Source organism: Cobetia amphilecti (assembly GCF_020217465.1).
GTDB lineage: Bacteria > Pseudomonadota > Gammaproteobacteria > Pseudomonadales > Halomonadaceae > Cobetia > Cobetia amphilecti.
The window spans coordinates 874341-899731 of sequence record NZ_CP084115.1; the positions used below are offsets into that span (position 1 = coordinate 874341).

The 25391-nt window shown below is 61.5% G+C and carries 22 protein-coding genes; 15 read left to right on the plus strand and 7 right to left on the minus strand.

Features of this window, described 5'->3' with window-relative positions:
- The 10 genes from mraY (at position 1) to lpxC (ending at position 12289) form a co-directional block, all read left to right on the plus strand.
- On the plus strand, positions 1-1083 hold the full coding sequence (gene mraY, locus LCW13_RS03735; protein WP_043332504.1) for a phospho-N-acetylmuramoyl-pentapeptide-transferase: 1083 nt from the start codon (positions 1-3) through the stop codon (positions 1081-1083).
- A gap of 13 nt (positions 1084-1096) precedes the next feature.
- Positions 1097-2608 carry a UDP-N-acetylmuramoyl-L-alanine--D-glutamate ligase gene (gene murD, locus LCW13_RS03740; protein ID WP_225347617.1) on the plus strand — a complete coding sequence of 504 codons (1512 nt, stop codon included), beginning with the start codon at positions 1097-1099 and terminating at the stop codon, positions 2606-2608.
- Positions 2601-3830, plus strand: a complete 1230-nt coding sequence (gene ftsW / locus LCW13_RS03745; protein WP_052384394.1) for a putative lipid II flippase FtsW — start codon at positions 2601-2603, stop codon at positions 3828-3830. Before murD ends, ftsW begins: the two co-directional genes overlap by 8 nt.
- Positions 3831-3907: 77 nt before the next feature.
- Positions 3908-4984 (plus strand): undecaprenyldiphospho-muramoylpentapeptide beta-N-acetylglucosaminyltransferase, encoded by a 1077-nt coding sequence (gene murG / locus LCW13_RS03750; RefSeq protein WP_153636776.1) that lies wholly within the window; start codon positions 3908-3910, stop codon positions 4982-4984.
- A 22-nt stretch (positions 4985-5006) separates the two neighbouring features.
- Entirely contained in the window at positions 5007-6419 is a 1413-nt protein-coding gene (murC, locus tag LCW13_RS03755) for a UDP-N-acetylmuramate--L-alanine ligase (protein ID WP_054555190.1), read from the plus strand.
- Entirely contained in the window at positions 6416-7417 is a 1002-nt protein-coding gene (locus tag LCW13_RS03760) for a D-alanine--D-alanine ligase (RefSeq protein WP_082388132.1), read from the plus strand. Before murC ends, LCW13_RS03760 begins: the two co-directional genes overlap by 4 nt.
- Positions 7418-7420: 3 nt before the next feature.
- Positions 7421-8149, plus strand: coding sequence for a cell division protein FtsQ/DivIB (locus LCW13_RS03765; RefSeq protein WP_043332498.1), 729 nt, complete (start codon positions 7421-7423; stop codon positions 8147-8149).
- 289 nt (positions 8150-8438) lie between these two features.
- Positions 8439-9719: a cell division protein FtsA gene (ftsA, locus tag LCW13_RS03770; RefSeq protein ID WP_043332496.1), complete on the plus strand. Its 1281-nt coding sequence runs from the start codon at positions 8439-8441 to the stop codon at positions 9717-9719.
- 40 nt (positions 9720-9759) lie between these two features.
- A complete protein-coding gene (gene ftsZ, locus LCW13_RS03775; RefSeq protein ID WP_043332494.1) occupies positions 9760-10926 on the plus strand; it encodes a cell division protein FtsZ in 1167 nt (388 codons plus the stop codon).
- A gap of 451 nt (positions 10927-11377) precedes the next feature.
- Entirely contained in the window at positions 11378-12289 is a 912-nt protein-coding gene (gene lpxC, locus LCW13_RS03780) for a UDP-3-O-acyl-N-acetylglucosamine deacetylase (RefSeq protein WP_054555085.1), read from the plus strand.
- Positions 12290-12505: 216 nt separating this feature from the next.
- On the opposite strand, the gene LCW13_RS03785 is transcribed toward lpxC, so the two are convergent.
- Entirely contained in the window at positions 12506-12985 is a 480-nt protein-coding gene (locus LCW13_RS03785; protein ID WP_054555084.1) for a DUF721 domain-containing protein, read from the minus strand.
- Between the two features lie 62 nt (positions 12986-13047).
- Here LCW13_RS03785 and LCW13_RS03790 point away from each other — a divergent pair, with 62 nt between their 5' ends.
- The 4 genes from LCW13_RS03790 (at position 13048) to LCW13_RS03805 (ending at position 18740) form a co-directional block, all read left to right on the plus strand.
- Positions 13048-13428, plus strand: a complete 381-nt coding sequence (locus LCW13_RS03790) for a hypothetical protein (protein WP_054555083.1) — start codon at positions 13048-13050, stop codon at positions 13426-13428.
- A gap of 175 nt (positions 13429-13603) precedes the next feature.
- The gene (gene secA / locus LCW13_RS03795; RefSeq protein WP_225347618.1) at positions 13604-16366 is read left to right on the plus strand and encodes a preprotein translocase subunit SecA; all 2763 of its coding nucleotides are present in this window, start codon (positions 13604-13606) and stop codon (positions 16364-16366) included.
- Between the two features lie 89 nt (positions 16367-16455).
- On the plus strand, positions 16456-17679 hold the full coding sequence (gene argJ / locus LCW13_RS03800) for a bifunctional glutamate N-acetyltransferase/amino-acid acetyltransferase ArgJ (RefSeq protein ID WP_225347619.1): 1224 nt from the start codon (positions 16456-16458) through the stop codon (positions 17677-17679).
- Between the two features lie 107 nt (positions 17680-17786).
- The gene (locus LCW13_RS03805; RefSeq protein WP_225347620.1) at positions 17787-18740 is read left to right on the plus strand and encodes a Nudix family hydrolase; all 954 of its coding nucleotides are present in this window, start codon (positions 17787-17789) and stop codon (positions 18738-18740) included.
- 130 nt (positions 18741-18870) lie between these two features.
- Here LCW13_RS03805 and yacG read toward each other — a convergent pair whose 3' ends face one another.
- The 5 genes from yacG to pilB all read right to left on the minus strand — a co-directional run bounded on the left by yacG (position 18871) and on the right by pilB (position 23859).
- Positions 18871-19116 (minus strand): DNA gyrase inhibitor YacG, encoded by a 246-nt coding sequence (gene yacG / locus LCW13_RS03810; protein WP_043332481.1) that lies wholly within the window; start codon positions 19114-19116, stop codon positions 18871-18873.
- On the minus strand, positions 19109-19759 hold the full coding sequence (coaE, locus tag LCW13_RS03815) for a dephospho-CoA kinase (RefSeq protein WP_225347621.1): 651 nt from the start codon (positions 19757-19759) through the stop codon (positions 19109-19111). The genes yacG and coaE overlap by 8 nt, the downstream gene beginning before the upstream one ends.
- On the minus strand, positions 19756-20616 hold the full coding sequence (locus tag LCW13_RS03820) for a prepilin peptidase (protein ID WP_225347622.1): 861 nt from the start codon (positions 20614-20616) through the stop codon (positions 19756-19758). Before LCW13_RS03820 ends, coaE begins: the two co-directional genes overlap by 4 nt.
- Before the next feature lie 91 nt (positions 20617-20707).
- Positions 20708-21946 carry a type II secretion system F family protein gene (locus LCW13_RS03825; RefSeq protein WP_225347623.1) on the minus strand — a complete coding sequence of 413 codons (1239 nt, stop codon included), beginning with the start codon at positions 21944-21946 and terminating at the stop codon, positions 20708-20710.
- Between the two features lie 176 nt (positions 21947-22122).
- Entirely contained in the window at positions 22123-23859 is a 1737-nt protein-coding gene (gene pilB, locus LCW13_RS03830) for a type IV-A pilus assembly ATPase PilB (protein ID WP_225347624.1), read from the minus strand.
- A 572-nt stretch (positions 23860-24431) separates the two neighbouring features.
- Here pilB and LCW13_RS03840 point away from each other — a divergent pair.
- Entirely contained in the window at positions 24432-24887 is a 456-nt protein-coding gene (locus tag LCW13_RS03840; RefSeq protein ID WP_318527674.1) for a pilin, read from the plus strand.
- 33 nt (positions 24888-24920) lie between these two features.
- Here LCW13_RS03840 and LCW13_RS03845 read toward each other — a convergent pair whose 3' ends face one another.
- Positions 24921-25223, minus strand: a complete 303-nt coding sequence (locus LCW13_RS03845; RefSeq protein WP_043332474.1) for a hypothetical protein — start codon at positions 25221-25223, stop codon at positions 24921-24923.
- Between the last annotated feature and the right edge of the window lie 168 nt (positions 25224-25391).

Consider the following 25391-nt stretch of genomic DNA (forward strand, 5'->3'; position numbering starts at 1 on the left):
ATGCTGCTGCTGCTTGCTGAGTTTCTGGCCCAATTCAATGGCGCCTTTACGGTTTTCAATTATCTGACCCTGCGCGTGGTATTGGCCACGTTGACGGCACTGTTGCTGTGTCTGTGGCTGGGTCCCTGGGTCATACGCAAGCTCGTCGATGGCCAGATCGGCCAGGCCGTGCGCGACGATGGCCCCAAGTCTCACCTTTCCAAGGCCGGCACCCCGACCATGGGCGGCGTGATGATCCTGCTGTCGATGGCCGTCTCCACCCTGCTGTGGGGCGACCTGACCAACCTGTATGTCTGGGTGGTGCTGGCCGTCACGCTGGGCTTCGGCGCCGTCGGCTGGGTCGATGACTACCGCAAGGTGGTGGAGAAGAATCCGCGTGGCCTGCCGGCGCGCTGGAAGTACTTCTGGCAGTCGGTGGTGGGCATCGGCGCCGCCGTGGTGCTGTATCTGACGGCGAGCACGCCGGCCGAGACGGGTCTGCTGGTGCCGTTCTTCAAGGACGTCGTCATCCCGCTGGGCGTGTTCTACATGGTGCTGACCTACTTCGTGATCGTCGGCAGCTCCAATGCGGTCAACCTGACCGATGGCCTCGATGGTCTGGCGATCATGCCGACCGTGCTGGTCGCCATGGGCCTGGCCATCTTCGCCTACGCCTCGGGCAACCTGAAGTTCGCCGAGTATCTGCACATTCCATTCATCGCCGGTTCCGGCGAGCTGGCGGTGTTCTGCGCTACCATCGCGGGTGCCGGCCTCGGTTTCCTGTGGTTCAACACCTATCCCGCCCAGGTCTTCATGGGCGATGTGGGCGCGCTGGCACTCGGCGCGGCACTGGGGGTCGTGGCGGTCATCGTGCGTCAGGAAATCGTGCTGTTCATCATGGGCGGCGTCTTCGTGATGGAAACCGTCTCGGTGATCCTGCAGGTCGGCTCCTACAAGCTGACCGGGCGACGCATCTTCCGCATGGCGCCGCTGCATCACCACTTCGAGCTGAAAGGCTGGCCGGAGCCGCGCGTCATCGTGCGCTTCTGGATCATCACCGTCGTGCTGGTGCTGCTTGGCCTGGCCACACTCAAGGTTCGCTGAGGACGCATTCGCGATGACCCTCTCTGTCACCTCTCAAGCACCGGCCTCGCCGGTGCCTGCCAAAGGACCGACCCTGGTGGTCGGTCTTGGTGTCTCCGGACAGGCGATCGCTCGCCATCTGAGTGATCGCGGCATCGACTTTGCCGTCGCCGATACCCGCAGCGCACCGCCGGGCCTCGAGAGCCTGCGCGAGCATGCGCCGCAGGCCGAGGTCCATCTCGGCCCACTGGAAGCGCTGGACCTGTCACGCTTCGGCGAGGTGGTGCTCAGTCCGGGCATCGACCCGCGTCAGGCGGTGTTCGATGGGGTTCGCGAGCGGCTGGTCGGCGAGATCGCACTCTTCGTACGCGCACTGGATGAGCGTCAGGCCCGCGATGCGCAGGGCAAGCGGCCAACGCTGGTCGCGATCACCGGCTCGAATGCCAAGTCCACCGTGACCACGCTGATCGCGCAGATGGCCGCGCGTGCCGGTCGTGACGTGGCGGTCGGCGGCAATCTGGGCACCGCCGCGCTGACATTGTTGCTTGAGCAGCCCGATGCCGAGCTCTACGTGCTGGAGCTGTCGTCCTTCCAGCTCGAGACCACACCTGAGCTCAAGGCCGATGTCGCCTGCTTCCTGAATCTCTCCGAAGATCATCTTGATCGCCACGATGGCATGCGCGGCTATCAGGCCGCCAAGCGCAGCATCTTCCGCGGCGCAGGCCTTGCGGTCATTAATGCCGATGACGCCTGGAGCTGGCCGGCCGAGAATGATGCGGTGGCGCGAGTCAGCTTCAGCGTGCAGCTCGGTGAGTCGGCCGATAAGTCGACCGATGAGGCTGCCAGGCAGGCGCAATGGCGCCTGGCGGAGCAGGGCGGCACGCTGTCGCTGTGTCATGTCGAGTCTGGCCAGCTGCGCGGCGTGATGCCTGCTGCGGAGGTGCGTCTTGCAGGCCGCCACAATCAGGCCAATGCGCTGGCGGCACTCGCGATGGGCACGGCGATCGGTCTCGACGAGACGGCGATGGTCGCCGAGCTAGCAAGCTTCGCGGGGCTGCCGCATCGCGGCGAGCTGATCGCCGAGGTGGCGGGCGTGCGCTGGATCAATGATTCCAAGGGCACCAATGTCGGGGCGACGCTGGCGGCGATTGCCGGTCTCGGCCCGACGCTCGAGGGCAAGCTGATATTGCTGGCCGGCGGCCAGGGCAAGGGCGCGGACTTCACGCCGCTGGCGGCGCCATTGGCCCGTTACGCCCGTGAGGCGGTGGTGTTCGGACAGGATGCGCCGCTATTGACGCAAGCCCTGGCCGATGACGTATCCGTGACGCCAGTCATGACGCTGTTGGAGGCCATGCGTCATGCTCGACAGATCGCACAGGCGGGGGACTGCGTACTGCTGTCACCGGCCTGCGCCAGTCTCGATCAGTTCCCCAATTACCTGGCGCGCGGCGATGCGTTCCGTGATTGGGTCACGCAGCACATCATGTCCGGTGCTGACTGCAATTCTGGCCCTGGCGGCAGCGACAAGGAAGCCTGCGATGCGTAACAAGGCCCGGCGAGTCCATGACACCCTGACGGCAGAGCGTCAGCCCGTCGACGGCTGGCTGCTGTTCTGCGCGCTGGCGATCCTGTGTATCGGCTGGGTGATGGTGACGTCTGCCTCCAGCGAGATCTCGAGCGAGCGCTTCGATGGCAATGCCTTCTACTACAGCATGCGCCACGGCATCTTCATCGTGATCGGCCTGGTGGCCGCATTCTGTACGCTGCGCGTGCCGATGTCCGCCTGGCAGCAGCGCAGCTTCGCGATGCTGATGCTGGGCTTCGTGCTGCTGGTGGTCGTGTTGGTGGTCGGGCGCGAGATCAACGGCGCCAAGCGCTGGATACCGCTGCCATTGGTCGGTGGGGTGCAGGCCTCCGAGATCGCCAAGCTGTGTCTGATGATCTGGCTGGCCGGCTATCTGGACCGCCGCCTCGACAAGGTGCGCGCCAGTGTCGTCAACGGCCTCATTCTGCCCTGCGTTCCCTTGTTGCTGATGATCGTGCTGCTGGCGCTGGAGCCTGACTTTGGCTCCATCGTGGTCATGGGCGGTGCCGTGATGGGCATGCTGTTGATGGCGGGCGTCGCCTGGTGGGGCTTCATCGTCTTGCTGGGCCTGGCCGGCGGTGGTGGTTGGCTGTTGGCGATCGCCGAACCCTATCGCTGGGAGCGTCTGACCACCTATACCGACCCGTGGGCCAACATGTATGACAGTGGCTACCAGCTGACCCAGGCGTTGATCGCCTTCGGTCGTGGCCACCTGAGCGGCATGGGGCTGGGCAACAGCGTGCAGAAGCTTTTCTATCTGCCGGAAGCGCATACCGATTTCGTGTTCGCCGTGCTGGCCGAAGAGCTGGGCTTGATCGGGGCGACGGCCGTGGTGGCGCTGTTCGGACTGCTGATCTACCGCGCCTTCAAGATCGGTCGCCGCGCTGAACTCGCCGGCTTGCCGTTCAGCGCCTACCTCGGCTACGGTATCGCCCTCGTGCTGGGGGCGCAGGCCTTCATCAACATCGGTGTGGCCAGCGGACTGCTGCCCACCAAGGGGCTGACCCTGCCCCTGATGAGTTATGGCGGTTCCAGCCTGATCGTCAGTTGCGTGCAGATCGCGATACTGCTGCGTATCGATGCCGAGACCCGCAAGCTGACCCGCACACCGACAGGAAATGCCGCCGCGCCCCGGCGCAAGGCCAAGAAGCCGACCGAGACACCGCAAGGAGCACAGGCATGACGTCATCTTCTTCTACCATCGCTCCCGAGGGGGCGGTTGACTCGGTAGACACTGTCTCCAGGGGCGTCGTGCTGATGATGGCCGGCGGGACGGGAGGGCATGTGATCCCGGCGCTGTCGCTGGCGCGTGCCCTCGCGGCGGCCGGTCACGAGATCCATTGGCTGGGCAGCCCGCGTGGCATCGAGAACCGTCTGGTGCCTGACGCCGGCTATCCGCTGCATCGGGTCGAGGTCGCGGGCCTGCGTGGCAAGGGGCTGGCGGGCTATGCGGCGATCCCGTTTCGTCTCGCGCGTGCCGTCCTGCAGGCGCGGCGCGTGATTCGTGAGCTCAAACCGGTGCTTGTGGTGGGCCTCGGTGGCTTCGCCAGTGGTCCGGGCGGGCTCGCGGCGCGCCTTGAAGGCATTCCGCTGGTCATTCATGAGCAGAACGCCATCGCGGGCCTGACCAACAAGGTGCTGGCGCGGATGGCGACGCGTGTCTACGCCGCCTTCCCGGGCGCCTTCCCGCCCGCTCTCGGGGCTCAGGTGGTGGGCAATCCGGTGCGTGATGAGATCGCGAATGTCGGTGCCGCAGGTCATGCGTCCGAGTCTGCTGTCGAGACGGCAGGCGAGGCGCGTGCGTTGCATCTGCTGGTGATGGGCGGCTCGCTGGGGGCTCAGGCGCTCAACGAGACGCTCGCGCCGGCGCTGGCCTTGCTGCCGGAAGCCTCGCGCCCCGTGGTGCGCCATCAGGCCGGACGTGACAAGCAGGAGGCGACCCTCGCCGCCTATCAGGCAGCCGGTGTCACGGCTGAGGTCAGCGAGTTCATCGGTGACATGGCCGAGGCCTACGCCTGGGCAGACCTCGTGGTCTGTCGCGCCGGCGCGCTGACCGTGGCCGAGCTGGCTGCGGCTGGTCGGCCTGCGGTGCTGGTGCCGTTCCCCCACGCCGTGGATGATCATCAGACCGTCAATGCCGCGGTATTGGTCAAGGCGGATGCCGCGCGCCTGATTCCCCAGAATACGTTGACTGCAGAGCGCCTCGCCGAGACGCTGGCAGAATTGCTCGACCCCAAGATACTCACTGGCATGGCCGCTCGCGCCCGCAATAGTGCGGAACTCGATGCGGTAGCGACCATGCTGGCAGGCTGCATGGAGACTCGCCTTGAACGCTAGCAATTCTGATCGCGGTGCAGGTATGCGCCGCATCCGTCGTATCCACTTCGTCGGCATCGGCGGTGTGGGCATGTGTGGTATCGCCGAAGTACTGGGCAACATGGGCTATGAGGTCAGCGGCAGTGACCTCAAGGAATCCGCCGTCACGGCTCACCTGCGTGAGTGCGGCGTGCGTGTCGCCATCGGTCATGCGGCCATCAATGCCGAAGGCGCGGATGTAGTCGTGGTCTCGACCGCGGTGGACACCACCAACCCGGAAGTGGCCTGGGCGCGGGAGCATCGCATTCCCGTCGTGCGTCGTGCGGAGATGCTCGCCGAGCTGATGCGCTTCCGCCAGGGCATCGCGATTGCCGGCACCCACGGCAAGACCACCACCACCAGCCTGACCGCGACCCTGCTCGCGGAAGGTGGCATGGACCCGACCTTCGTCATCGGCGGCAAGCTGACCAGTGCGGGCACCAATGCCCGTCTGGGCGAGGGCGAGTATCTGGTCGCCGAGGCGGACGAGTCCGATGCCTCCTTCCTGCATCTGCAGCCGTTGATCTCGGTGGTGACCAACGTCGATGCCGATCACATGGCCACCTATGAGGGCGACTTCAATCGCCTCAAGGACACCTTCATCGAATTCCTGCACAACCTGCCGTTCTACGGTCTGGCGGTGCTGTGTATCGATGATGCCAACGTGCGTGAGCTGCTGCCGCGTGTTCAGCGTCAGTTCGTGACCTACGGCTTCAGCGACGATGCCGATTACCGCATCAGCGATTTCCGCCAGGGTGGCGGTCAGCTCAGCTTCACGGCGCTGCGTCCGGAAGGCCATGCACCGCTCGAGATCACCCTGGCGATGCCGGGTGAGCACAATGCGCTCAATGCCCTGGCGGCGATCGCCATCGCCACCGATGTCGGTGTCAGCGATGAGGCCATCGCCCGCGCGCTGGCAAGCTTTGCCGGTGTCGGTCGTCGCTTCCAGGTGCACGGAGAATTCGCGGCACCCGATGGTGAGCAGAGCGTGATGCTGGTGGACGATTATGGCCACCACCCGCGCGAAGTGGAGATGGTGATTCGCGCCGTGCGCGCCGGCTGGCCGCAGCGCCGTCTGGTGATGGCCTACCAGCCGCACCGTTATTCGCGCACCCATGATCTCTATGAAGACTTCGTGCGTGTGCTGTCCGAAGTCGACACCCTGTTGCTGCTGGATGTCTACAGTGCCGGGGAAGCGATGATTCCGGGCGCCGATGGCCGCTCGCTGGCGGGCTCGATCCGTCAGCGCGGTCAGGTGGACCCGCTGTTCGTCGAGCACAAGCGTGCGTTGCCGGACCTGCTCAAGAACGTGCTGCGTCCGGGCGATATCCTGATTACCCAGGGGGCGGGCGATGTCGGTGGCATTGCGCTGGCACTGGCGGGGGCCGACCTCAAGCTTGACGAGGTGACGCTATGACCGTCTCTTCCTCCCCGTCCGGATCGACAGGCGTGAATCCTGAGCTGGCTACGCGCTATGGACGTGTCGTGGTGCTGTTCGGTGGCCTGAGCGCCGAGCGCGAGGTGTCGCTCAAGAGTGGTGCGGCGGTGCTGGCGGCCCTGCAGGGCGCAGGCGTCGATGTGCAGGGCTATGACATGGCGCATGGGCTGGCCGGTCTCGAGGCTTTGCGCCCCGACCGTGTCTTCATCGCCATGCATGGTCGCGGCGGCGAAGATGGCACCTTGCAGGGTGCGCTGGAATTGCTGGGCATCCCCTACACCGGCAGCGGCGTACTGGCCTCTGCACTGGGCATGGACAAGCTGCGCACCAAGAAGCTCTGGGATATCGAAGGCTTGCCGACGCCGCGTTCCTGTCGCCTGGCGGCGGACACGGACTGGCAGTCGGTGCTCGAGACGCTCGGTACGCCGGTGGTGGTCAAGCCGGTGCATGAGGGGTCGACACTCGGCATCCATATCGTCGAGGACGCCCAGGCGCTCCAGGATGCCTGGACGGATGCCAGCCGCTTCGATGCGGTGGTGATGGCCGAGCGTTTCATCAAGGGCCCGGAATACACGGTGTCGGTATTGGACGGCGAAGTCCTGCCGGCCATTCGCATCGAAGCCGATAGTGGCTTCTATGATTACGATGCCAAATACATCGCCAATACCACGCGCTATCTGCTGCCTTGTGGTCTGAGCGCTGCGCGCGAGGCGGAATTGGCCGAGATCTCGCTCAAGGCATTCAACGTGCTGGGCTGCGAGGGTTGGGGCCGTGTCGATGTGATGGAAGATGCGGACGGCGCCTTCTGGCTGCTGGAAGTCAACACCTCGCCGGGCATGACCGATCACAGCCTGGTGCCGCAGTCCGCGGCGCATGTCGGGCTCGATTTCGCCACCCTGGTGCTGCGTATTCTCGACACGACTCTCGCCGAGCGGGACGCAAACGACGCGTCAGTCGCTCAGCAGAGTGGTCATTGATCGATGGCGGCGCGTAGCACTACCGGCGCAATCTTCGGCCTCGTTCTCGGTCTTGCGCTGCTGGTCGCGGGCGGACAGGCATTGTGGACCTGGCTTGACCGTCCCATTGAGCGAGTCACCATCAAGGGTGACTTCGATCATGTCAGTGCTGCCTACCTTCAGCGTCATATCGCGCCGTTGATTCGTGGCCAGAGCTGGCTCTCTGTCCCATTGGGCGAGGTTCGGCGTCGCGCGTTGGCGATCGATTGGCTGAGTGAGGTCAGCATCTCGCGTCGCTGGCCGGATACACTCGAATTCGAGCTGTTTGAACAGCAGCCGGTGGCCTACTGGAATGATGGCGAATTGCTCAATGTGCGCGGTGATGCCTTCCAGGCGGGCCCGGTCACGCAGCTGGGCAATCTGCCCAATCTGGCGGGGCCCAAGGGCAGTGGGTCCGAGGTGCTGGCCGAGCTTGACGCGCTGCAGAGCCAGTTGGGCGGGCTGGGGCTCAATGTCTCCCAGTTGCGATTGGAGCCACGCGGCGCCTGGCGCTTTCAGGTCAATGATTCGGTGTGGGTGATGCTGGGTCGCAATGATCGAGAGGCACGTCTGGCGCGTTTCATGGCGGCCTGGCAGCGGCGTCTGGGTGATGAGGCGTCGCAGATCCGCTACATTGATCTGCGCTACCCCAACGGAGTGGCAGTGGCGTGGCATGGGGAGACGACGGCACCCGAAGAAGGCAAGGACAGTTGAGGCAAATGGCGACACTCACTACATGCTTCGTTTGCGTGTGAGTATTAGCAAAATGGCGACATCGCCAGTTTCATTTGTCGTCAATCCCGCCTATTCTAGCGGGGATTTGCGCCCCTCGGTATTTTAGGCTGGTATGCCCCAAGTGGCTGCTCCTATACTGGGAAGTCAAATCCCTCTGTACGGGTTAAACGGAACGTAAACCCGTTTTGGGTGGTGCGGCAGACATGTTGTCTGTCAAAGCGCGCAATTATTTTCATGATGAACCAGAATCAAGGAGCTGGCCCGACCTATGGCAGGACATTCCAAATCACAGGATATGGTGGTCGGGCTGGACATCGGAACCTCCAAGGTAGTCGCGATCGTGGGTCAGCCGACCGATGATGGCGGTATCGAAATTGCGGGAATTGGCTCCCACCCTTCACGTGGCATGAAGAAGGGTGTGGTGATCAACATCGAATCGACCGTACAGTCGATTCAGCGCGCAGTGGAGGAGGCTGAGTTGATGGCCGGCTGCGATATCCACTCGGTATATGTGGGCATCGCCGGCAGTCATATCAGTTCGATGAATTCCGATGGTGTCGTGGCGATCAAGGATCGCGAAGTGACGCCGTCTGATATCGAACGCGTGATCGACTCGGCGCGCGCTCGAGCGATTTCTGAAGGTCAGCGCATTCTTCACGTGCTGCCGCAGGAATATGCCATTGACCGTCAGGAAGGTATTCGCGAGCCGTTGGGCATGTCCGGGGTGCGTCTTGAGGCGCGCGTTCACCTGGTCACTGCCGCACTGAATGCCGTGCAGAATATCGAGAAGTGCGTGCGTCGCTGCGGGCTCGAAGTCGACGACATCATTCTCGAGCAGCTCGCCTCGAGTCATGCGGTTCTGACCGAGGATGAGCGTGAATTGGGTGTGTGCATGGTGGATATCGGCGGTGGTACCACGGATATCGCCGTCTTCACCGAAGGTGCCATTCGTCATACGGCTGTGATCCCCATCGCGGGTGATCAGGTCACGAATGACATCGCCATGGCGCTGCGTACACCGACGCAATATGCAGAAGAAATCAAGGTCAAGTATGCCTGTGCTCTGACCCAGCTGGCCTCCAGCGACGAGACGATCAAGGTGCCGAGTGTCGGTGACCGACCGGCACGTGATCTGTCCCGTCAAGCGTTGGCCGAAGTGGTCGAGCCCAGGTATGAGGAACTGTTCACCCTGGTCCGCGATGAATTGCGTCGTAGTGGCTATGAAGATCTCGTGGCTGCGGGCGTGGTTCTGACGGGTGGAACGTCACGCATGGAAGGTGTCGTTGAGCTGGCGGAGGAGATCTTCCACATGCCGGTTCGCATCGCTTGCCCGCAAAATGTGCGTGGACTGGCGGATGTGGTCCGCAATCCGATTTATTCCACGGGTGTGGGTTTGCTACATTATGGGATGAAACAGGAGCGGCACACGCCATCGTCGACGACCGTCGCGGTGCGCAGAGAGGAATCTGCCGCGCGACGCGTTCACGGCCAAGAGCACGACACCTCCACGCTGGAGCGGATCAAGGGCTGGTTCAAGGGAAATTTCTGACAGGGATTACAGAAAGACTGTGATCCAGGAGACAGGGCATATGTTCGAACTGGTAGATAACGCACCCTCCAGCAGCGCGGTCATCAAGGTGATCGGTGTTGGCGGCGGCGGTGGTAACGCCGTCAATCACATGGTCGAGAGCAACATCGAAGGCGTCGAGTTCATCTGCGCCAACACCGATGCTCAGGCGCTCAAGCGCGTGGCCGCCAAGACTGTCCTGCAGCTGGGCAGTGAAATCACCAAGGGGCTTGGCGCTGGCGCCAACCCGGAAGTGGGCCGCCAGGCGGCGATGGAAGACCGTGAGCGTATCGTCGAGCTGCTGCAAGGCGCCGACATGGTCTTCATCACGGCTGGCATGGGGGGTGGTACCGGTACCGGCGGTGCTCCTGTCGTGGCGCAGGTCGCCAAGGAGCTGGGCATCCTGACCGTGGCCGTCGTCACGCGTCCGTTCCCGTTCGAAGGGCCGCGTCGTCAGAAGGCGGCGGAGCAGGGCATGAAGGAGCTCTCCGAGCACGTCGACTCCCTGATCACCATCCCCAACGAGAAGCTGCTGTCTGTGCTGGGCAAGAGCGCCAGCCTGCTGAGCGCCTTCAGCGCCGCCAACGACGTGTTGCTGGGTGCCGTGCAGGGGATCGCGGAGCTGATCACCAGCCCGGGCATCATCAACGTCGATTTCGCCGACGTGCGCACTGTCATGTCCGAGATGGGCATGGCGATGATGGGTACCGGTGACGCCATCGGCGAGAACCGTGCTCGTGAAGCCGCCGAGAAGGCCATTCGCAGCCCGCTGCTCGAAGACATCGATCTGCACGGCGCGCGCGGTATCTTGGTCAACATCACGGCAGGCCCGGACCTCTCCATCGGTGAATTCAACGATGTGGGTGCCACCGTGCAGGAGTTCGCTTCTCCGGACGCCACCATCGTGGTCGGGACGTCCATCGACATGGACATGACCGACGAGCTGCGTGTCACTGTCGTGGCGGCGGGTCTCGACGGTCGCGTCGAGAAGCCGGCGGCGCGTGAAACGGCACCGGCCAAGCGTACCGTCGAGAAGCCGGCAGACTACCGCAGCTTGCAGACGCCGACGGTCACCCGTCAGGCCAAGGAAGAGCAGGAAGCGGCAGCCAAGAAGTCGGAGCCGCGCAAGTCGCGTGATATGGATGACTATCTCGATATCCCGGCCTTCCTGCGTCGCCAGGCTGACTGATGCGCACTGACTGACACGTCATTGACGCTCATGTGCCAGTCGGCACGAGGCTGAGATGGCACGGCTCATCATGAGTCTGACTTCACCCATCCGGGGCTTCCCGGGTGGGTGAAGTCGTTTCCGGGGCAGACAAAAGGGGCTTTCGCCGCCGGCGCGGGGCGCTGCCTGTGCGTCACGGGTGCATCCGCCAGTGACGTGGGCGCGTAGGGAAGGGAGGACTTCAAGCTGTCTTGCACATTGATTATCGTTTTATGACAGTGCGAGTGAGAACTGTTTGGTGATTGCGTGTTCATACTCAGCACGAGGCCAGCAGGCGCGCGGGTCAGCCTCAATGGTGCTCGAAAGGCAATGTTGAATTTCCCTAACAGCGGCAGGTGACAATTTGTTGAATTCCTGCATTGCTGTTATCATGAACACTGTTTCCAAATTCAGGCTGACTGGCTATCTCCCTATGATTCGACAAAAAACACTCCAGAATACGATCCGCGCCACAGGCGTTGGTCTGCACTCAGGTGACAAGGTTTACCTGACGCTGCGTCCCGCTCCGGTCAACACCGGCATCGTCTTCATCCGTACCGATCTCGAGCCGCAGGCTCATATCCGTGCCGATGCGATGAGCGTCCGTGATACCACCATGTGCACCGCCGTCTCCAACGGTGAAGCCAAGGTGACGACCGTCGAGCACCTGATGTCCGCCTTTGCAGGCCTGGGCATCGACAACTGCTTCGTCGAGCTGTCCGCGCCGGAAGTGCCGATCATGGACGGCAGCGCCGGTCCGTTCGTCTTCCTGATCCAGTCCGCTGGTATCCAGGAGCAGTCGTCGCTCAAGAAGTTCATCCGCATCAAGCGCGAGATCGAAGTGCGTGATGGTGACAAGGTCGCGACCTTCCTGCCGCACAATGGCTTCAAGGTGTCCTTCGCCATCGACTTCGATCACCCGGTGTTCGAGCAGCAGAAGCAGACCACCACGGTCGACTTCTCTACCACCTCCTTCGTCAAGGAAGTGTCTCGCGCGCGTACCTTCGGCTTCATGCGTGACCTCGAGTTCCTGCGCTCCCAGAACCTCGCGCTGGGTGGAAGCCTCGACAACGCCATCGTCGTCGATGACTATCGCATCCTCAACGATGAAGGCCTGCGTTACGACGATGAGTTCGTCAAGCACAAGGTGCTGGACGCCATCGGTGACCTCTACCAGCTGGGTCACAGCATCATCGGTGAGTTCCGTGGCTACAAGTCCGGTCATGGCCTCAACAACATGCTGTGCCGCGCGCTGCTGGAAAATGCCGACAGCTACGAGATCGTCACCTTCGAGAACTCCGATGCGATGCCGATTTCCTATGCCTCTCCGGCGCTTGCCGTCTGAGTCGAGGCCAATGACATCTGCGAAAGCTGCAAGACGAGGTATTTCAAAAGAAAAGCACTCAGAGAGACAGTACGAGCAGAACACTGTGACCTAGCCCGTCCAGCCTGACAGCACTGCTCCGGCCTTAGCCAGCCGGAGATGGAAACGACAACAGCCGCGCCGCCCTTCTGGGCGGCGCGGCTGTTTGCATGGCAGACAAGAAATGCTTGAGTTGGCTCAGGGCGTCTCGGTGTCGTCGCTCGAATCCGATGCGTGAGCTGCCAGTCGCTCCAGGGCGAGGCGCAGACGCTCGTCCCGGGTATGGGAGGCGCAATCCAGCAGATGTTCCGCGGCAGCCTCTGGCAAGTGGCGTGGTTGGCGCGCGGGCACGAAGGCCGGACGGATCGGGCGGACCTTGAAGGCCAGGCGGGCGAGGGTGGCGAGTTCTGGCAGCTCGCGCAGCACACTGATCAGGCGACGCTGCTCATAGCGCAGCCAGGTCAGCCAGGAGGCGCGGCTGGTGATCAGCGTCAAGGTGTCATCGTGATAGCCGCCGACGAAGACCTGTTCCTGCATGTCTTTGGGCAGTGCAGCACGCAGGTGCAGCTGGGCCTGCTCGAGCATGCGCGCCTGGCGCATGACGCTGCCAAGTTGCCCCTTGCCGTTCAACAGGCGCGCCGCGGGCTGGGCGCGGAAACGCTTAGCCTTTATACTCATGGGCTTGCATGCCGGTTCGGTGATTTCCGGCAATCTATCATGAGCGGGAGTCCGGCAACAGCATGAGCCCTGTCGATGCCACAGCACGCCCTCGTGCGTTACCGGATTCCGGTAGCGGCGCTTCGCGTCGCTGGTCGGTACGCACGGCGCCGCGCTGGCTGCTGGCAGGCCTGCTGCTCAGCTGTCTGTTCCCCGCTGGACTGAGCGCGGCGCAGGTCGAGCGCGTCAATCTGACGCTGGCCAGCATCCAGTTGCTGGCACCCGCGGTGATACGTGCCGAGAGTCGCCGTCAGGGGCTACGCTGCCTGCGCAAGCGGGTGCGTCGTGCGCCCCAGGCCAGTCCCAACCTCCCGCGCCAGCGCTCCTTCGTTTCCTGCACCCGCGTCCTGCTGCGTGGCCTCGTCAATGCCATCGCGCCGCGTGCGCCGCCCCTTCTGTCCTGACACCCCGTTCATCGTTCGCGTCGCGGATGATGAGGTTCGTTTTCTCTTTCGAGCGTAATGCCTGATGGGCCCCGGGCCACATCGAGCTGCCCTGTCATCGCGTTTGGCGGCAGCGCTTGAGTGTCATGATATGTGAAGGCGTGACCCGACCCCGGGTCACGTACAAGGACAGAATATGCTGGGTAAATTCCTGACCAAGGTAGTGGGTTCCAAGAATGATCGCGAAGTGAAGCGCCTGCGCAAGCGGGTCAACGCGATCAATGCGCTCGAGAGCGAGCTTGAGCCGCTCTCCGATGAGGCGCTGACAGCCAAGACCGCGGAATTCCGCGAGCGTCTCGCGCAAGGGGAACATCTCGACAAGCTGCTGCCGGAAGCCTTCGCGACCGTGCGTGAGGCCAGCAAGCGCATCATGGGCATGCGTCACTTCGATACCCAGATGGTCGGCGGCATGGCGCTGCACGAAGGCCGCATCGCCGAGATGAAGACCGGTGAGGGCAAGACGCTGGTGGGGACGCTGGCGGTCTACCTGAACGCACTGACTGGCGAAGGTGTCCACGTGGTGACGGTCAACGACTATCTGGCCACCCGTGATGCCAACTGGATGCGTCCGCTGTATGAATTCCTCGGCCTGAGTGTCGGTGTCATCTACTCCGGCCAGCCCAATGAAGACAAGCGCGCCGCCTATCAGGCCGATATCACCTACGGCACCAACAACGAATACGGTTTCGATTACCTGCGCGACAACATGGCCTTCTCGCTGGAAGACAAGGTCCAGCGAAAGCTGCACTTCGCCATCATCGATGAGGTCGACTCCATCCTGATCGATGAGGCGCGCACGCCGCTGATCATCTCCGGTCCGGTGGAAGAGAATACCGACCTCTACAAGATCATCGATCGCATGGCGCGCGAGCTCGAGCAGTGCAGCGATGAGGAAGATCCGGAAAGCGGCGACTTCACCCTCGATGAGAAGCAGAAGCAGGTCGAGCTGACCGAGTTCGGTCACCAGAAGGTCGAGGCGCTGCTGCGTGCCCAGGAGCTGCTCGGGGAAGAGGATTCCCTGTATGCGGCCCAGAACCTGAGCCTGCTGCACCACGTGCACTCTGCGCTGCGTGCCCAGAACCTGTTCGTGCGTGACGTGGATTACATCGTCAACAACGGTGAAGTGGTCATCGTCGATGAGCACACCGGGCGTACCATGGTCGGTCGTCGCTGGTCTGAAGGCCTGCACCAGGCGGTCGAGGCCAAGGAAGGTGTTGCCATCCAGAAGGAAAGCCAGACGCTGGCATCCACAACCTTCCAGAATTACTTCCGTCTCTACGACAAGCTGTCCGGCATGACTGGTACGGCCGATACCGAGGCCTTCGAATTCCGTCAGATCTACAACCTCGACGTGATGGTCATCCCGACCAACAAGCCCATCGCGCGCAAGGACATGAATGATCTGGTCTATCTGACCGCGGAAGAGAAGTTCAGCGCCATCATCGAGGATGCCCGCGAGAAGGTTGCGGAAGGGCGTCCGGTGCTGGTGGGTACCGCCTCGGTCGAGACCTCCGAGCTGCTGTCACAGATGATGCACAAGGCGGGCGTCAAGCATCACGTCCTGAACGCCAAGCAGCACGTCAGCGAGGCCGCCATCATCGCCCAAGCGGGTCGTCCGGGCGCCGTGACCATCGCGACCAACATGGCCGGTCGTGGTACCGACATCATGCTGGGCGGCAACTGGGAAGCCGAGCTTGCCGAGCTGGAAGCGCCGACCGAAGAGCAGATCAACGAGATCAAGCATGGCTGGCAGGAGCGTCACGAAGCCGTGCTGGCGGCAGGCGGTCTGCACGTGATCGGGTCCGAGCGTCACGAATCACGCCGTATCGACAACCAGCTGCGCGGTCGTGCCGGTCGCCAGGGTGACCCGGGCTCCACGCGCTTCTTCCTGTCGCTGGAAGATAGCCTGATGCGTTTGTTCGGTTCTGACCGCGTGCAGCGTCTGATGGGCGCGCTGGGGCTCGAGAAGGGCGAAGCCATCGAGCACAAGATGGTCTCCAATGCCGTCGAGCGCGCGCAGAAGAAGGTCGAGGGTCGCAACTTCGACGTGCGCAAGCAGCTGCTCGAGTACGATGATGTCGCCAACGATCAGCGCAGCGTGATCTACGAGCAGCGCAACGACATCCTCGAAGCCGACGAGATCGCCGAGAACATCGCCGGCATCCGTCGCGAAGTGCTCGATGACGCCATCTCCCTGCGTGTGCCGCCGCAGAGCCTGCCGGAACAGTGGGACCTGCCGAGCCTCGAGAACGACCTTAAGACCGACTTCAACCTCGATCTGCCGCTGGTGCAGTGGGCGGAAGAGGACGAGCACTTCCGTGAGGAAACGCTGCGTGAACGTCTGCAGGCCGCCCATGAAGCGCTTTATGCCGACAAGGTCGAGGCCGTTGGCCCTGAGCTGATGCGCCGCTTCGAGAAGCAGGTCATGCTTCAGGTGCTGGATACGCGCTGGAAGGAGCACCTGCAGGCGATGGACAACCTGCGTCGCGGTATCCACCTGCGCGGTTATGCCCAGAAGAACCCGAAGCAGGAATACAAGCGCGAAGCGTTCGAGCAGTTCCAGACGCTGCTGGTCAACATCAAGTCCGACGTGGTGCGCATTCTCAGCCACGTGCAGGTGCGTCGCCAGGAAGAGGTCGACACGCTGGAAGAAGAGCGTCGTGCCAACCTCGAGCGTGAGCAGGCCAGCGCCGAAACGCGTCGTGTCGATGAAGATGCGGTCAGTGAAGACGGTGTCCAGGCGGCCGAAGAGGTCGTCGAGGCACAGTACGGTGCGCAGCCTCAGGCCCAGGGCGATGGCGAGCCGATGCGCCGCGATGTGCCCAAGGTCGGCCGCAACGACCCGTGCCCATGCGGTTCCGGCAAGAAATACAAGCAGTGCCACGGCAAGCTGAGCTGACACTGCGCCAAACAGCCTCCCTGTGAGTCACGTCGATTCGGCTCGCAGGGGGCAGTTGTCACAGAACACCATGATTGGAGACGTGAGCGATGGCGGTAGGGCCTTCCACTTTTCCCGCTGACATGCCGGCGGTTTCCGGCTTTCAGATCGGGGTTGCTGAAGCCGGTATCAAGAAGCCGGGTCGTCGTGATCTGGTGATCATGGCCCTCGAGGCAGGGTCGCGTCTTGCAGGCACTTTTACCCGCAATGCCTTCTGTGCGGCACCGGTCCATGTCGCACGTGAGCACCTCACGGCAGGCGTCGAAGGGCCGCGTTATCTGGTGATCAACACCGGCAATGCCAATGCGGGAACCGGCGAGCAGGGCATGACCGATGCTCACGCGACCTGCCAGGCCTTGGCGGAGATCGCCGGCTGCGATGCCCGGGCAGTGCTGCCGTTCTCGACCGGCGTGATCGGTGAACCGTTGCCGATGGATCGCCTGACGGCGGCGTTGCCGACAGCCTTTGCCAACCTGGGCGAGGGCGACTGGTCTGCCGCGGCGCATGGCATCATGACCACCGATACGCGGCCCAAGGGCAGCTGGCGGACGCTTGCGCTGAGCAATGGCGAGAGCGTGACGCTGGCGGGTGTTTCCAAGGGCTCCGGCATGATCTGCCCGAACATGGCGACCATGCTGGGCTTCGTGGCCACCGATGCTGATCTCGCCATCGATCAGGCGGCTCTCGACGCCATGCTGCGCCGGGTGGTGGTCAAGAGCTTCAACAGCATCACCGTCGATTCCGATACCTCCACCAATGACGCCTGCATGCTGGCTGTCACGGGGCAGGCCGGGCGTGTCGAGGGTGAAGACCTGATCGCGTTCGAGGCCGCCCTGGCAGAGGTCATGCTCGAGCTGGCTCAGGCCATCATTCGTGATGGCGAGGGGGCGACCAAGTTCGTCACCATCGAGGTCAGCGAGGCGCGTTCACAGGAAGAGGCGCGTGCCGTCGGCTTTACCGTCGCGCACTCGCCGCTGGTCAAGACAGCCCTCTATGCCAGTGACGCCAACTGGGGGCGCATTCTGGCGGCCGTCGGACGTGCGCCGCTGGAAGAGCTGGACGTCACGGGTGTCGCGATCACGCTCAATGGCGTCACCATCGTCGAGCAGGGCGGCCGTGCCGACAGCTACACCGAAGCCGCCGGCAGTGCCGCCATGGCCGAGGAGGAGCTGGTGATCGGCATCCGCCTGGGGCGTGGACAGCAGGAAGCTCGCATCTGGACATCGGATCTGTCCCACGATTACGTCTCGATCAACGCTGATTATCGTAGCTGACGCCCCAGGGCGGAGGCTTACGCTGAAACGGTAATGCAATATCTCCCGCAGGCTTCGCCTCTCGAGGCGGAGTCGGATGTACAACGCGAGTCAAAGGTACAGGCATCATGCCGAAGCGAAGGGTTCACGTGGCGGCTGCCGCCATCTTAAACGAACAGGGCCAGGTCCTGATTGCACGTCGTCCCTCGACGGTGGATCAGGGCGGCTTGTGGGAGTTTCCGGGTGGCAAGCTGGCGCCTTACGAAACCGGTCTGGAAGCGCTCAAGCGTGAGCTGTGCGAAGAGCTGGGCATCGAGATCATTCGTGCTCAGCCGCTGATCCGTATTCATCACGAATACCCGGACAAGCACATCCTGCTGGATGTGTGGGAAACGCGTCAGTTCACTGGCGAGCCCTTTGGTCGTGAAGGGCAGGCAGTGCGCTGGGTCGAGATCGAGGATCTTTACAAGTACGCCTTCCCGGCGGCGAATCTGCCGATTCTGCGGGCGGTCTCGCTGCCGCGTGAGTATCTGATCACGCCGGAAGAGGCCGATGAGGACGTCTTCGAGACGCGTTTGACGCGTGCGCTGGATGAGGATGGCGTGCGTCTGGTCCAGCTGCGCGCCAAGGAGCTGGATGAGGCGGCCTATATCGTGCGTGCCGAGAAGGCGCTGGCGATCTGTCATGCGCGTGGTGCTCGTCTGCTGCTCAACGCTGAACCGTCCATGCTCGGCAAGGTCGATGCGGATGGTATCCACCTGACCAGCGTGCGTCTGGCGGAGCTGGCGGAAAAGGGCGAGCGTCCGATTGCTGCCAACAAGTGGCTGTCTGCCTCCACCCACGATCAGCAGCAGCTGGACCAGGCCGGCCGTGTGGCGTGTGACTTCGTGTCACTGTCGCCGCTGCGTGTGACGCCGTCGCATCCGGAGCGTCCGCCGCTGGGTTGGCATGACTTCCAGGGGCTGGTCGAGCAGGCGTGCATGCCGGTCTATGCGCTGGGAGGCATGTCCCGCTATGACAGCGATCATGCACGCGCCGTCGGTGCCCAGGGTATCGCATCGATCCGTGATTTCTGGAAATGATGATCGCGCGTTGATGGCAGTTGCCTGAACGAAAAAGACCCTCGAGGCTAGCCTCGAGGGTCTTTTTTATGCCCAGCGTCTTGAGTGTCTAGCTCTGCATCAGCCTGAACCAGCAGGGCTCTGTCGAGCGCTACTGCTGATGCATGTCGCGTTCCATGCGCGCCACCATCTCGTCGATGCTGGTCTCATCCATGGCGGGCTCACCGGCGATGCTGTGGGATTCGTCAGCCCAGGCGCCTAGGTCCAGCAGTTGGCAGCGCTTGCTGCAGAAGGGGCGAAACTCGCTGGCGGCACTCCATACCACGTCGGTACGGCATTGCGGGCAAGCGACAGTCAATGGTGTCTTGCCATTGTGGGAAGCGGTGGCATCAGACATGAGGGGTGTCCTGAAACGGTGTATGGGGGGCGCTCAGTGATCGATAGTAGGCATTCATGGCCACTACCTGTTCACGAAGATGCGCCTGACTTCCGTCATTGTCGATGACATCGTCGGCCTTGGCCAGTCGTGTCTCGCGTGGCAGCTGGGCCGCGAGGATGGCGCGCACCTGCGCTTCGCTGACACCATCGCGGCTCAGCGTGCGCGCCAGCTGAACATCCTGGCTGACATCCACCACCAGGGTGCGTGAGACGAGGCTGTCCTGGCCGGACTCGAACAACAGCGGAGAGACCAGCAGGCGATAGGGACTGGTCATGGCCGCCAGGTGCTGCACGATCCGCTCCCGGATACGCGGGTGGGTGCAGCGCTCCAGCCACTGGCGCTCCTCGGGGGCTGCGAAGATCCGCTCGCGCAGCGCGGCGCGATCAAGCTCGCCCTGCGCCGTGACGATCGATTCGCCGAAGTGGGCAATGATCTCGGCCAGTGCTGTCTCGCCGGGGCGCACGATCTCGCGCGAGACATCATCGGCATCCACCCACTGGATGCCCAGCTCGCCGAACAGCCGCGCGACGCTCGATTTGCCGCTGCCGATGCCGCCGGTGACACCGATGATGGGGCCTTGGGGTACAGAAGTCGTCGTCATGCGCCGATCACGCTCAGGTAGAGGCTCATCAAGGGCGTGCCAAACAGCAGAGCGATCCAGCCGGCAACCGCCAGGTAAGGCCCGAAGGGCATCGGGACGCCGCGCAGACGCGGTACCAGCAGTTGCAACAGGATGCCCAGAACGGCCCCGAGACCGGCGGACAGAATCAGCAGCAGCGGCAACCACTGCCAGCCGAGCCAGGCACCGAGAGCGGCAAGCAGCTTGAAGTCACCGTAGCCCATGCCTTCCTTGCCGGTGACCAGCTTGAATAGCCAGTAGAAGCTCCACAGCACCAGATATCCCGCCATCGCGCCGATCACGGCACTGGGCAGCATCAGAGGCTGGAACAGCAACTGATAGGCGAGGCCTGCCCACAGCAGTGGCAGAGTGATGGCATCTGGCAGCAGCTGGGTGCGGAAGTCGATGACTGACAGCACCAGCAGGGTCAGACAGGCGCCGAAGATCCACAGGCTCTGTGCCTCCAGGCCGTAGATCAACGCGATGGAGGCGCCGAGCGCGCCACCGGCCAGTTCCACCAGCGGGTACTGCGCGCTGATGCGCGTATTGCAGCTGGCGCAGCGGCCACGGCGTTTCAGCCAACCGAGGATGGGGAGGTTGTCATGCCACTTGATCGGCGTGTCACAGCCCGGGCAGCGTGATGCGGGCACCAGCAGATTGAAGCGCGGTGTGTCTTCGGCTTCCAGCTCCAATGCCTCGCGGGCCTCGGCGCGCCATTGGCGCATCATCATCACGGGCAGGCGAGTGATGACGACATTCAGAAAGCTGCCGACCAGCAAACCGAATATACCGGCCAGGCAGGCTTGCAGGGTGGGAGAGAGTTGGGCGAGTGATTCCACGAGTCGTCCTTGTCAGTAAATGACACGGCCGCGTCCTTTTGGTGGCGCGGCCGCTTGGCATGAAAGCTTCTTTCGAGATACAGGCCGCGTGCTAGATCGCGTTGCCCAGCTCGAAGATGGGAAGATACATCGAGACCACAAGCCCGCCCACCAGGGTGCCTAGCACCACGATGATCAAGGGCTCCAGCAATGAGGTCAGCGCATCTACCTTGTTGTCGACATCTTCTTCGTAGAAATCCGCCACCTTGTTGAGCATGGCATCCAGTGAGCCGGATTCCTCGCCAATCGCCACCATCTGTACTGCCAGTGTCGGGAATAACTGGGTATTGCGCATGGCAAAGTTCAGCTGCTGGCCAGTAGAGACATCTTCCTTGATCTGGGCAATGGCGCGCTCGTAGACCTTGTTGCCTGAGGCGCCGGCGGCAGTATCAAGCGATTCCACTAACGGCACACCTGCCTGGAAGGTCGTAGCCAATGTGCGTGAATAACGAGCGACAGACGATTTATCCAGAATATCGCCGAGCACGGGTACCTTGAGCATGAAGCGGTGACTGGCGTAGGCAAACTTCTCAGAGCGCTTGATTCCCTGTGCAATAAGAACGACGGTCAGGATTATCGCGCCTAGCGCAACATACCAATAATTCTGCGCATACTCGGACAAGGTGATCGTCAGCTGAGTAAATGCTGGCAGCTCTGCGCCGAAGCCTTGGAAAAGGCTTTCAAATTGCGGAACTACCTTGATCAACAGGATAGCTGTTACCCCGATCCCGACACCGATCACGGCGATAGGGTAATAAAGGGCTTTCTTGACGCGCGCCTTGAGAGAATCAATCTTTTCTTTATAAGTCGCGACACGGTCAAGCATCTTGTCCAGGGCGCCAGCTTGTTCGCCGGCTTCGACAAGATTGGCAAACAGGTTATCAAAATGCTGGGGGTGTTTGCGCAAGGCTTCCGAAAAGCTGGCGCCTGCTCCCACCTGATTCATCATGTCTTCGACCAGATGACGCATGCCTGGACTCTTCATGCTCTCAGCCACGATGCCAAATGCCTGAAGCACCGGTACGCCAGCACGGATCATGGTCGCCATCTGACGGGCGAACATGGTGACATCCTTGCCACTGACCTTCTTGCTGCCGCCAAACAGGGAGGACTTCTTGCGCAGGCGCTTGAGCACGATCCCCTGGCTGACCAGCGTGTTCTTAACCTGATCGACGTTGGCCGACATCAGCTCGCCCTTGACGTTTTCACCGCGCGAGTTCTTGCCCGACCATTGCCAAGTTTCAATGCCCGCTTTTTTCTTGTCTTTCTTGGCAGTTCTGGGAGTTGCCATGTCAGTTATCGTTCCCTGATAAATGGGGAGCAGGCATTGAAGGTCGAGCCATGATCAATGCCTGGGTCATCTTGTCTTCAATGTGCCTGATGACTGAGCAAAAGTCAGCTATCTGGCGTATTGATCGCTGTCAGCCAGAATGGATAACCATTTCATGCTTGGCCTGCAGCAGCGACTCAGTCCTTGGTGATGCGATTGACTTCTTCCAGCGAGGTCATGCCCGACATCACCTTGCGCAAGCCGCTACGTCTCAGGTCTGAAAGCCCTTCCTTGCGCGCCTGGTCAGCCAGCTCGATAGCGGTGCCCTCACGCATGATCAAGCGGCTCATCTCATCCGAGATCGGCATGACTTCATAGATGCCGACTCGCCCCTTGTAACCCAGCGTGCACTGGCTGCAACCGACGGGGCGGAATATGGTTGCGGCTTCGAGTTCTGCTGCACTGAAGCCATTGTCTTCACTGAAGCCCATCGAAGCCATCGCCTCGGGCGGAATTTCCGCGGGCTGACGGCAGTGGGTACACAGGCGGCGAGCAAGGCGCTGAGCGATGATCAACGAGACGGAACTCGCGATATTGAAGGGGGCAATTCCCATGTTGCTCAGGCGAGTCAGTGTCTCGGGCGCCGAGTTGGTGTGCAAGGTAGAAAGTACCAGGTGACCGGTCTGCGCCGCCTTGACGGCAATCTCGGCGGTTTCCTTGTCACGAATCTCCCCCACCATTACCACATCGGGATCCTGGCGCAGAAAGGCGCGCAGGGCCGAGGCGAAATCCAGGCCTATCTTGGGCAGCACGTTGACCTGATTGACGCCTTCTACCTTGAGCTCGACCGGGTCTTCCGCCGTCGAGATATTGCGCTCCGGTGTATTGAGGATATTCAGGCCGGTGTAGAGCGTCACGGTCTTGCCGCTACCGGTCGGGCCAGTGACCAGGATCATGCCCTGTGGCTGATCCAGCGTCTTCTCGAACATGGCGCGCTGTTCAGGTTCGAAACCCAATGCCTCGATGCCCATTTTGGCCGAGCTAGGGTCCAGGATACGCAGCACCAGCTTCTCGCCGTACACAGTGGGCAGTGTGTTGACACGGAAGTCGATGGAGCGGGACTTGGACAGGCGCAGTTTGATCGCGCCATCCTGTGGCAATCGTCGCTCGGAAATATCCATGCGCGACATGACTTTCAGGCGCGCCGAGATACGGTTACGCATATTAAAGGGGGGGCGGGTGTTCTCGACCAACATGCCATCGATACGAAAACGAATACGATAGGTGGATTCGTAGGGCTCGAAGTGGATATCCGAGGCACCACGCTTGATGGCATCCAGCAGTACCTTGTGAACAAAGCGCACGACTGGCGCATCATCACTACTTGCGGTGATGGCCAGATCGTTGTTGTTATCTTCTTCGCCTTCGAAATCCAGCCCATCAAGCGCTTCGCCATCTTCGCTCAGCATGTCCATGGCGCTTTCTTCGCCGGCTTCCAGGTACTGCTCCAATGCCGGCGTCAGCTGGTCGGCGGCGACCAGGACACTCTCGATCGACAAGCCGGTGGCAAACTGCAGCTCATCAAGATGCGTGAGCGTCGATGGGGAGGGCACGCCAACTGTCAGGCGATGCTCACGGCGATAGAGTGGCAAGACGCCCAGCTTGCGCAGGACCTTCTCGGGCAGCTCATCAATGGAGGGCAGCGAGTCGATACGAAGGGCATCGAGATCCACATACGGCAGGCCGTATTCCCAGGCGGCCGCCAATGTCGCATCACGTGCCGTCACCAGGCCATGCGCGATGATATGCAGCAACAGGCTTTCCCCTGCCTCATTGGCTTCCTGTTCAGCCAGCTGTGCTGCCTGTGGTTCGAGCAGGCCAGAGTCGACCAGTCGAGCGGCAAATCCTTTTAGCGTGTGTTCTGACTGGGGCATGACACTCTTCCTGTTGCAGTTGCCGATGGGCCTACTCGCGCTGCTTCAAACGTGAAGTAGGCACTGATGCGCTGTGCGCAAACTGTGGTGCGGCAAGCCATCGTATTACAAACATCGTCTTGCAGAAGAGTGTAGCTGGATTGCCCAGCGCTAGGAATGGCGCATTCTTGACATGGGAAGGGGATAGAGTGAGTGGAAAGTGCTGGCCAAACGCTGATGGGCTGGGAGTGACGTTGAAGAGAGTCTGAATCTCGATCACAAAGTTTTTGTGTTCGTTGCTTGCAATGTCACTGAGTGTAATCTATTGTAACAACCAAGCAGCCGTCAGCGCCGCCAAGCAAGCGTCTTGCGACATGGCAATGGCACCTGATCTGTGGCTGTGGTATCACTCGTCCCGTCCGGTCGACACCCCGTGATATCAAGATGTTATGCTGGTGAAGATGTTATTGGGAATATTAGAATCAAATGCCCATGCTGACATTCTTCTGTAACATCCTGCTGGTCAGGGAAGGTAACCGGGGTATCAGGACGTACGACCTGATCTCACTACGCAAATGCAAGGGAGTCACACCATGATACGCAAGCAACAAGCTGGTTTTACACTGATCGAGCTGATGATCGTTGTGGCGATTATCGGTATTCTGGCAGCCATCGCGATTCCGCGTTATCAGGATTACGTAGCTCGATCTCAAGTGTCTAGAGCTTATTCAGAAATGGCTGCTATGAAGACTGCAGCAGAAGAAGCTTATGCTCGTGGAGTTAATGCTACCACTGCGGATGCATTGGGTTGGACGTCTTCAGATCTGTTTGATAATGATCCGACAGTTTCTATCACAGCTGACGACTCTACTGATGCTGATACTATCGCTGGAACGTTGAATGGCAACGTAAGTGGTGATTTGTCCGGTACAACTCTTACTCTTACGCGCACTGCATCTGATGGTTGGACCTGTGCTCTGAATTCAAGCTCAGCCGCTGGTGATGCAGCTGACTATGCTCCGTCAGGTTGCACAACTGCCAATCAGTAAAAAACCGCCCTTCGGGGCGGTTTTTTATTGAGTTCAATAAAGCGCTTCTTCTTCCTCGACTACATCCTTCAGCAGCTCCAGGAACAGCTTGTCCGCATCGGAGTGCTCTGCCGGGTCTTCCGGGATATGGATGCTGGTAGTGTCAGAAATCTCGTTGGCGATGATAGCCAGCACCGCTTGCTCATTCTTTCCTTGTTCTGCCCCTTCTTTGAGGCGCGCTCGCGCCACGACCAGTGACTGCTCGAGAATCTTCGGGTCTTGCAGCAGCTTGCGGATGAAACCTTTCAGCTCACTGATGATACGTGTCTTGTGCATTTCGCCGGATGCGTTGCTCATGGCGTGCTCCTTGTCTGGTGGATGTCTGTCTTTGAGTTCGAACGTGAATTCTGGTCTAGATGGCTTTGACTTGAGCTCTCTTGAACGCTCTTGAGCGATGAGGGGGCAACCCAAGCCTGCCTCTGAAGTTCAGGATGCCATGTCTGCCTTTGCCTGCAGTGTAACTCA

Bases quoted from the DNA above. Each gene is read 5' to 3' on its own strand.
- murC (WP_054555190.1), top strand. From the start codon at position 5,007: ATGCGCCGCATCCGTCGTATCCACTTCGTCGGCATCGGCGGTGTGGGC.
- LCW13_RS03825 (WP_225347623.1), bottom strand. From the start codon at position 21,946: ATGGCAACTCCCAGAACTGCCAAGAAAGACAAGAAAAAAGCGGGCATT.
- secA (WP_225347618.1), top strand. From the start codon at position 13,604: ATGCTGGGTAAATTCCTGACCAAGGTAGTGGGTTCCAAGAATGATCGC.
- ftsA (WP_043332496.1), top strand. From the start codon at position 8,439: ATGGCAGGACATTCCAAATCACAGGATATGGTGGTCGGGCTGGACATC.
- LCW13_RS03790 (WP_054555083.1), top strand. From the start codon at position 13,048: ATGAGCCCTGTCGATGCCACAGCACGCCCTCGTGCGTTACCGGATTCC.
- LCW13_RS03805 (WP_225347620.1), top strand. From the start codon at position 17,787: ATGCCGAAGCGAAGGGTTCACGTGGCGGCTGCCGCCATCTTAAACGAA.
- murG (WP_153636776.1), top strand. From the start codon at position 3,908: ATGGCCGGCGGGACGGGAGGGCATGTGATCCCGGCGCTGTCGCTGGCG.
- murD (WP_225347617.1), top strand. From the start codon at position 1,097: ATGACCCTCTCTGTCACCTCTCAAGCACCGGCCTCGCCGGTGCCTGCC.
- LCW13_RS03760 (WP_082388132.1), top strand. From the start codon at position 6,416: ATGACCGTCTCTTCCTCCCCGTCCGGATCGACAGGCGTGAATCCTGAG.
- yacG (WP_043332481.1), bottom strand. From the start codon at position 19,116: ATGTCTGATGCCACCGCTTCCCACAATGGCAAGACACCATTGACTGTC.
- LCW13_RS03765 (WP_043332498.1), top strand. From the start codon at position 7,421: ATGGCGGCGCGTAGCACTACCGGCGCAATCTTCGGCCTCGTTCTCGGT.
- LCW13_RS03785 (WP_054555084.1), bottom strand. From the start codon at position 12,985: ATGAGTATAAAGGCTAAGCGTTTCCGCGCCCAGCCCGCGGCGCGCCTG.
- LCW13_RS03840 (WP_318527674.1), top strand. From the start codon at position 24,432: ATGATACGCAAGCAACAAGCTGGTTTTACACTGATCGAGCTGATGATC.
- lpxC (WP_054555085.1), top strand. From the start codon at position 11,378: ATGATTCGACAAAAAACACTCCAGAATACGATCCGCGCCACAGGCGTT.
- LCW13_RS03845 (WP_043332474.1), bottom strand. From the start codon at position 25,223: ATGAGCAACGCATCCGGCGAAATGCACAAGACACGTATCATCAGTGAG.
- coaE (WP_225347621.1), bottom strand. From the start codon at position 19,759: ATGACGACGACTTCTGTACCCCAAGGCCCCATCATCGGTGTCACCGGC.
- argJ (WP_225347619.1), top strand. From the start codon at position 16,456: ATGGCGGTAGGGCCTTCCACTTTTCCCGCTGACATGCCGGCGGTTTCC.
- ftsW (WP_052384394.1), top strand. From the start codon at position 2,601: ATGCGTAACAAGGCCCGGCGAGTCCATGACACCCTGACGGCAGAGCGT.
- pilB (WP_225347624.1), bottom strand. From the start codon at position 23,859: ATGCCCCAGTCAGAACACACGCTAAAAGGATTTGCCGCTCGACTGGTC.
- ftsZ (WP_043332494.1), top strand. From the start codon at position 9,760: ATGTTCGAACTGGTAGATAACGCACCCTCCAGCAGCGCGGTCATCAAG.
- mraY (WP_043332504.1), top strand. From the start codon at position 1: ATGCTGCTGCTGCTTGCTGAGTTTCTGGCCCAATTCAATGGCGCCTTT.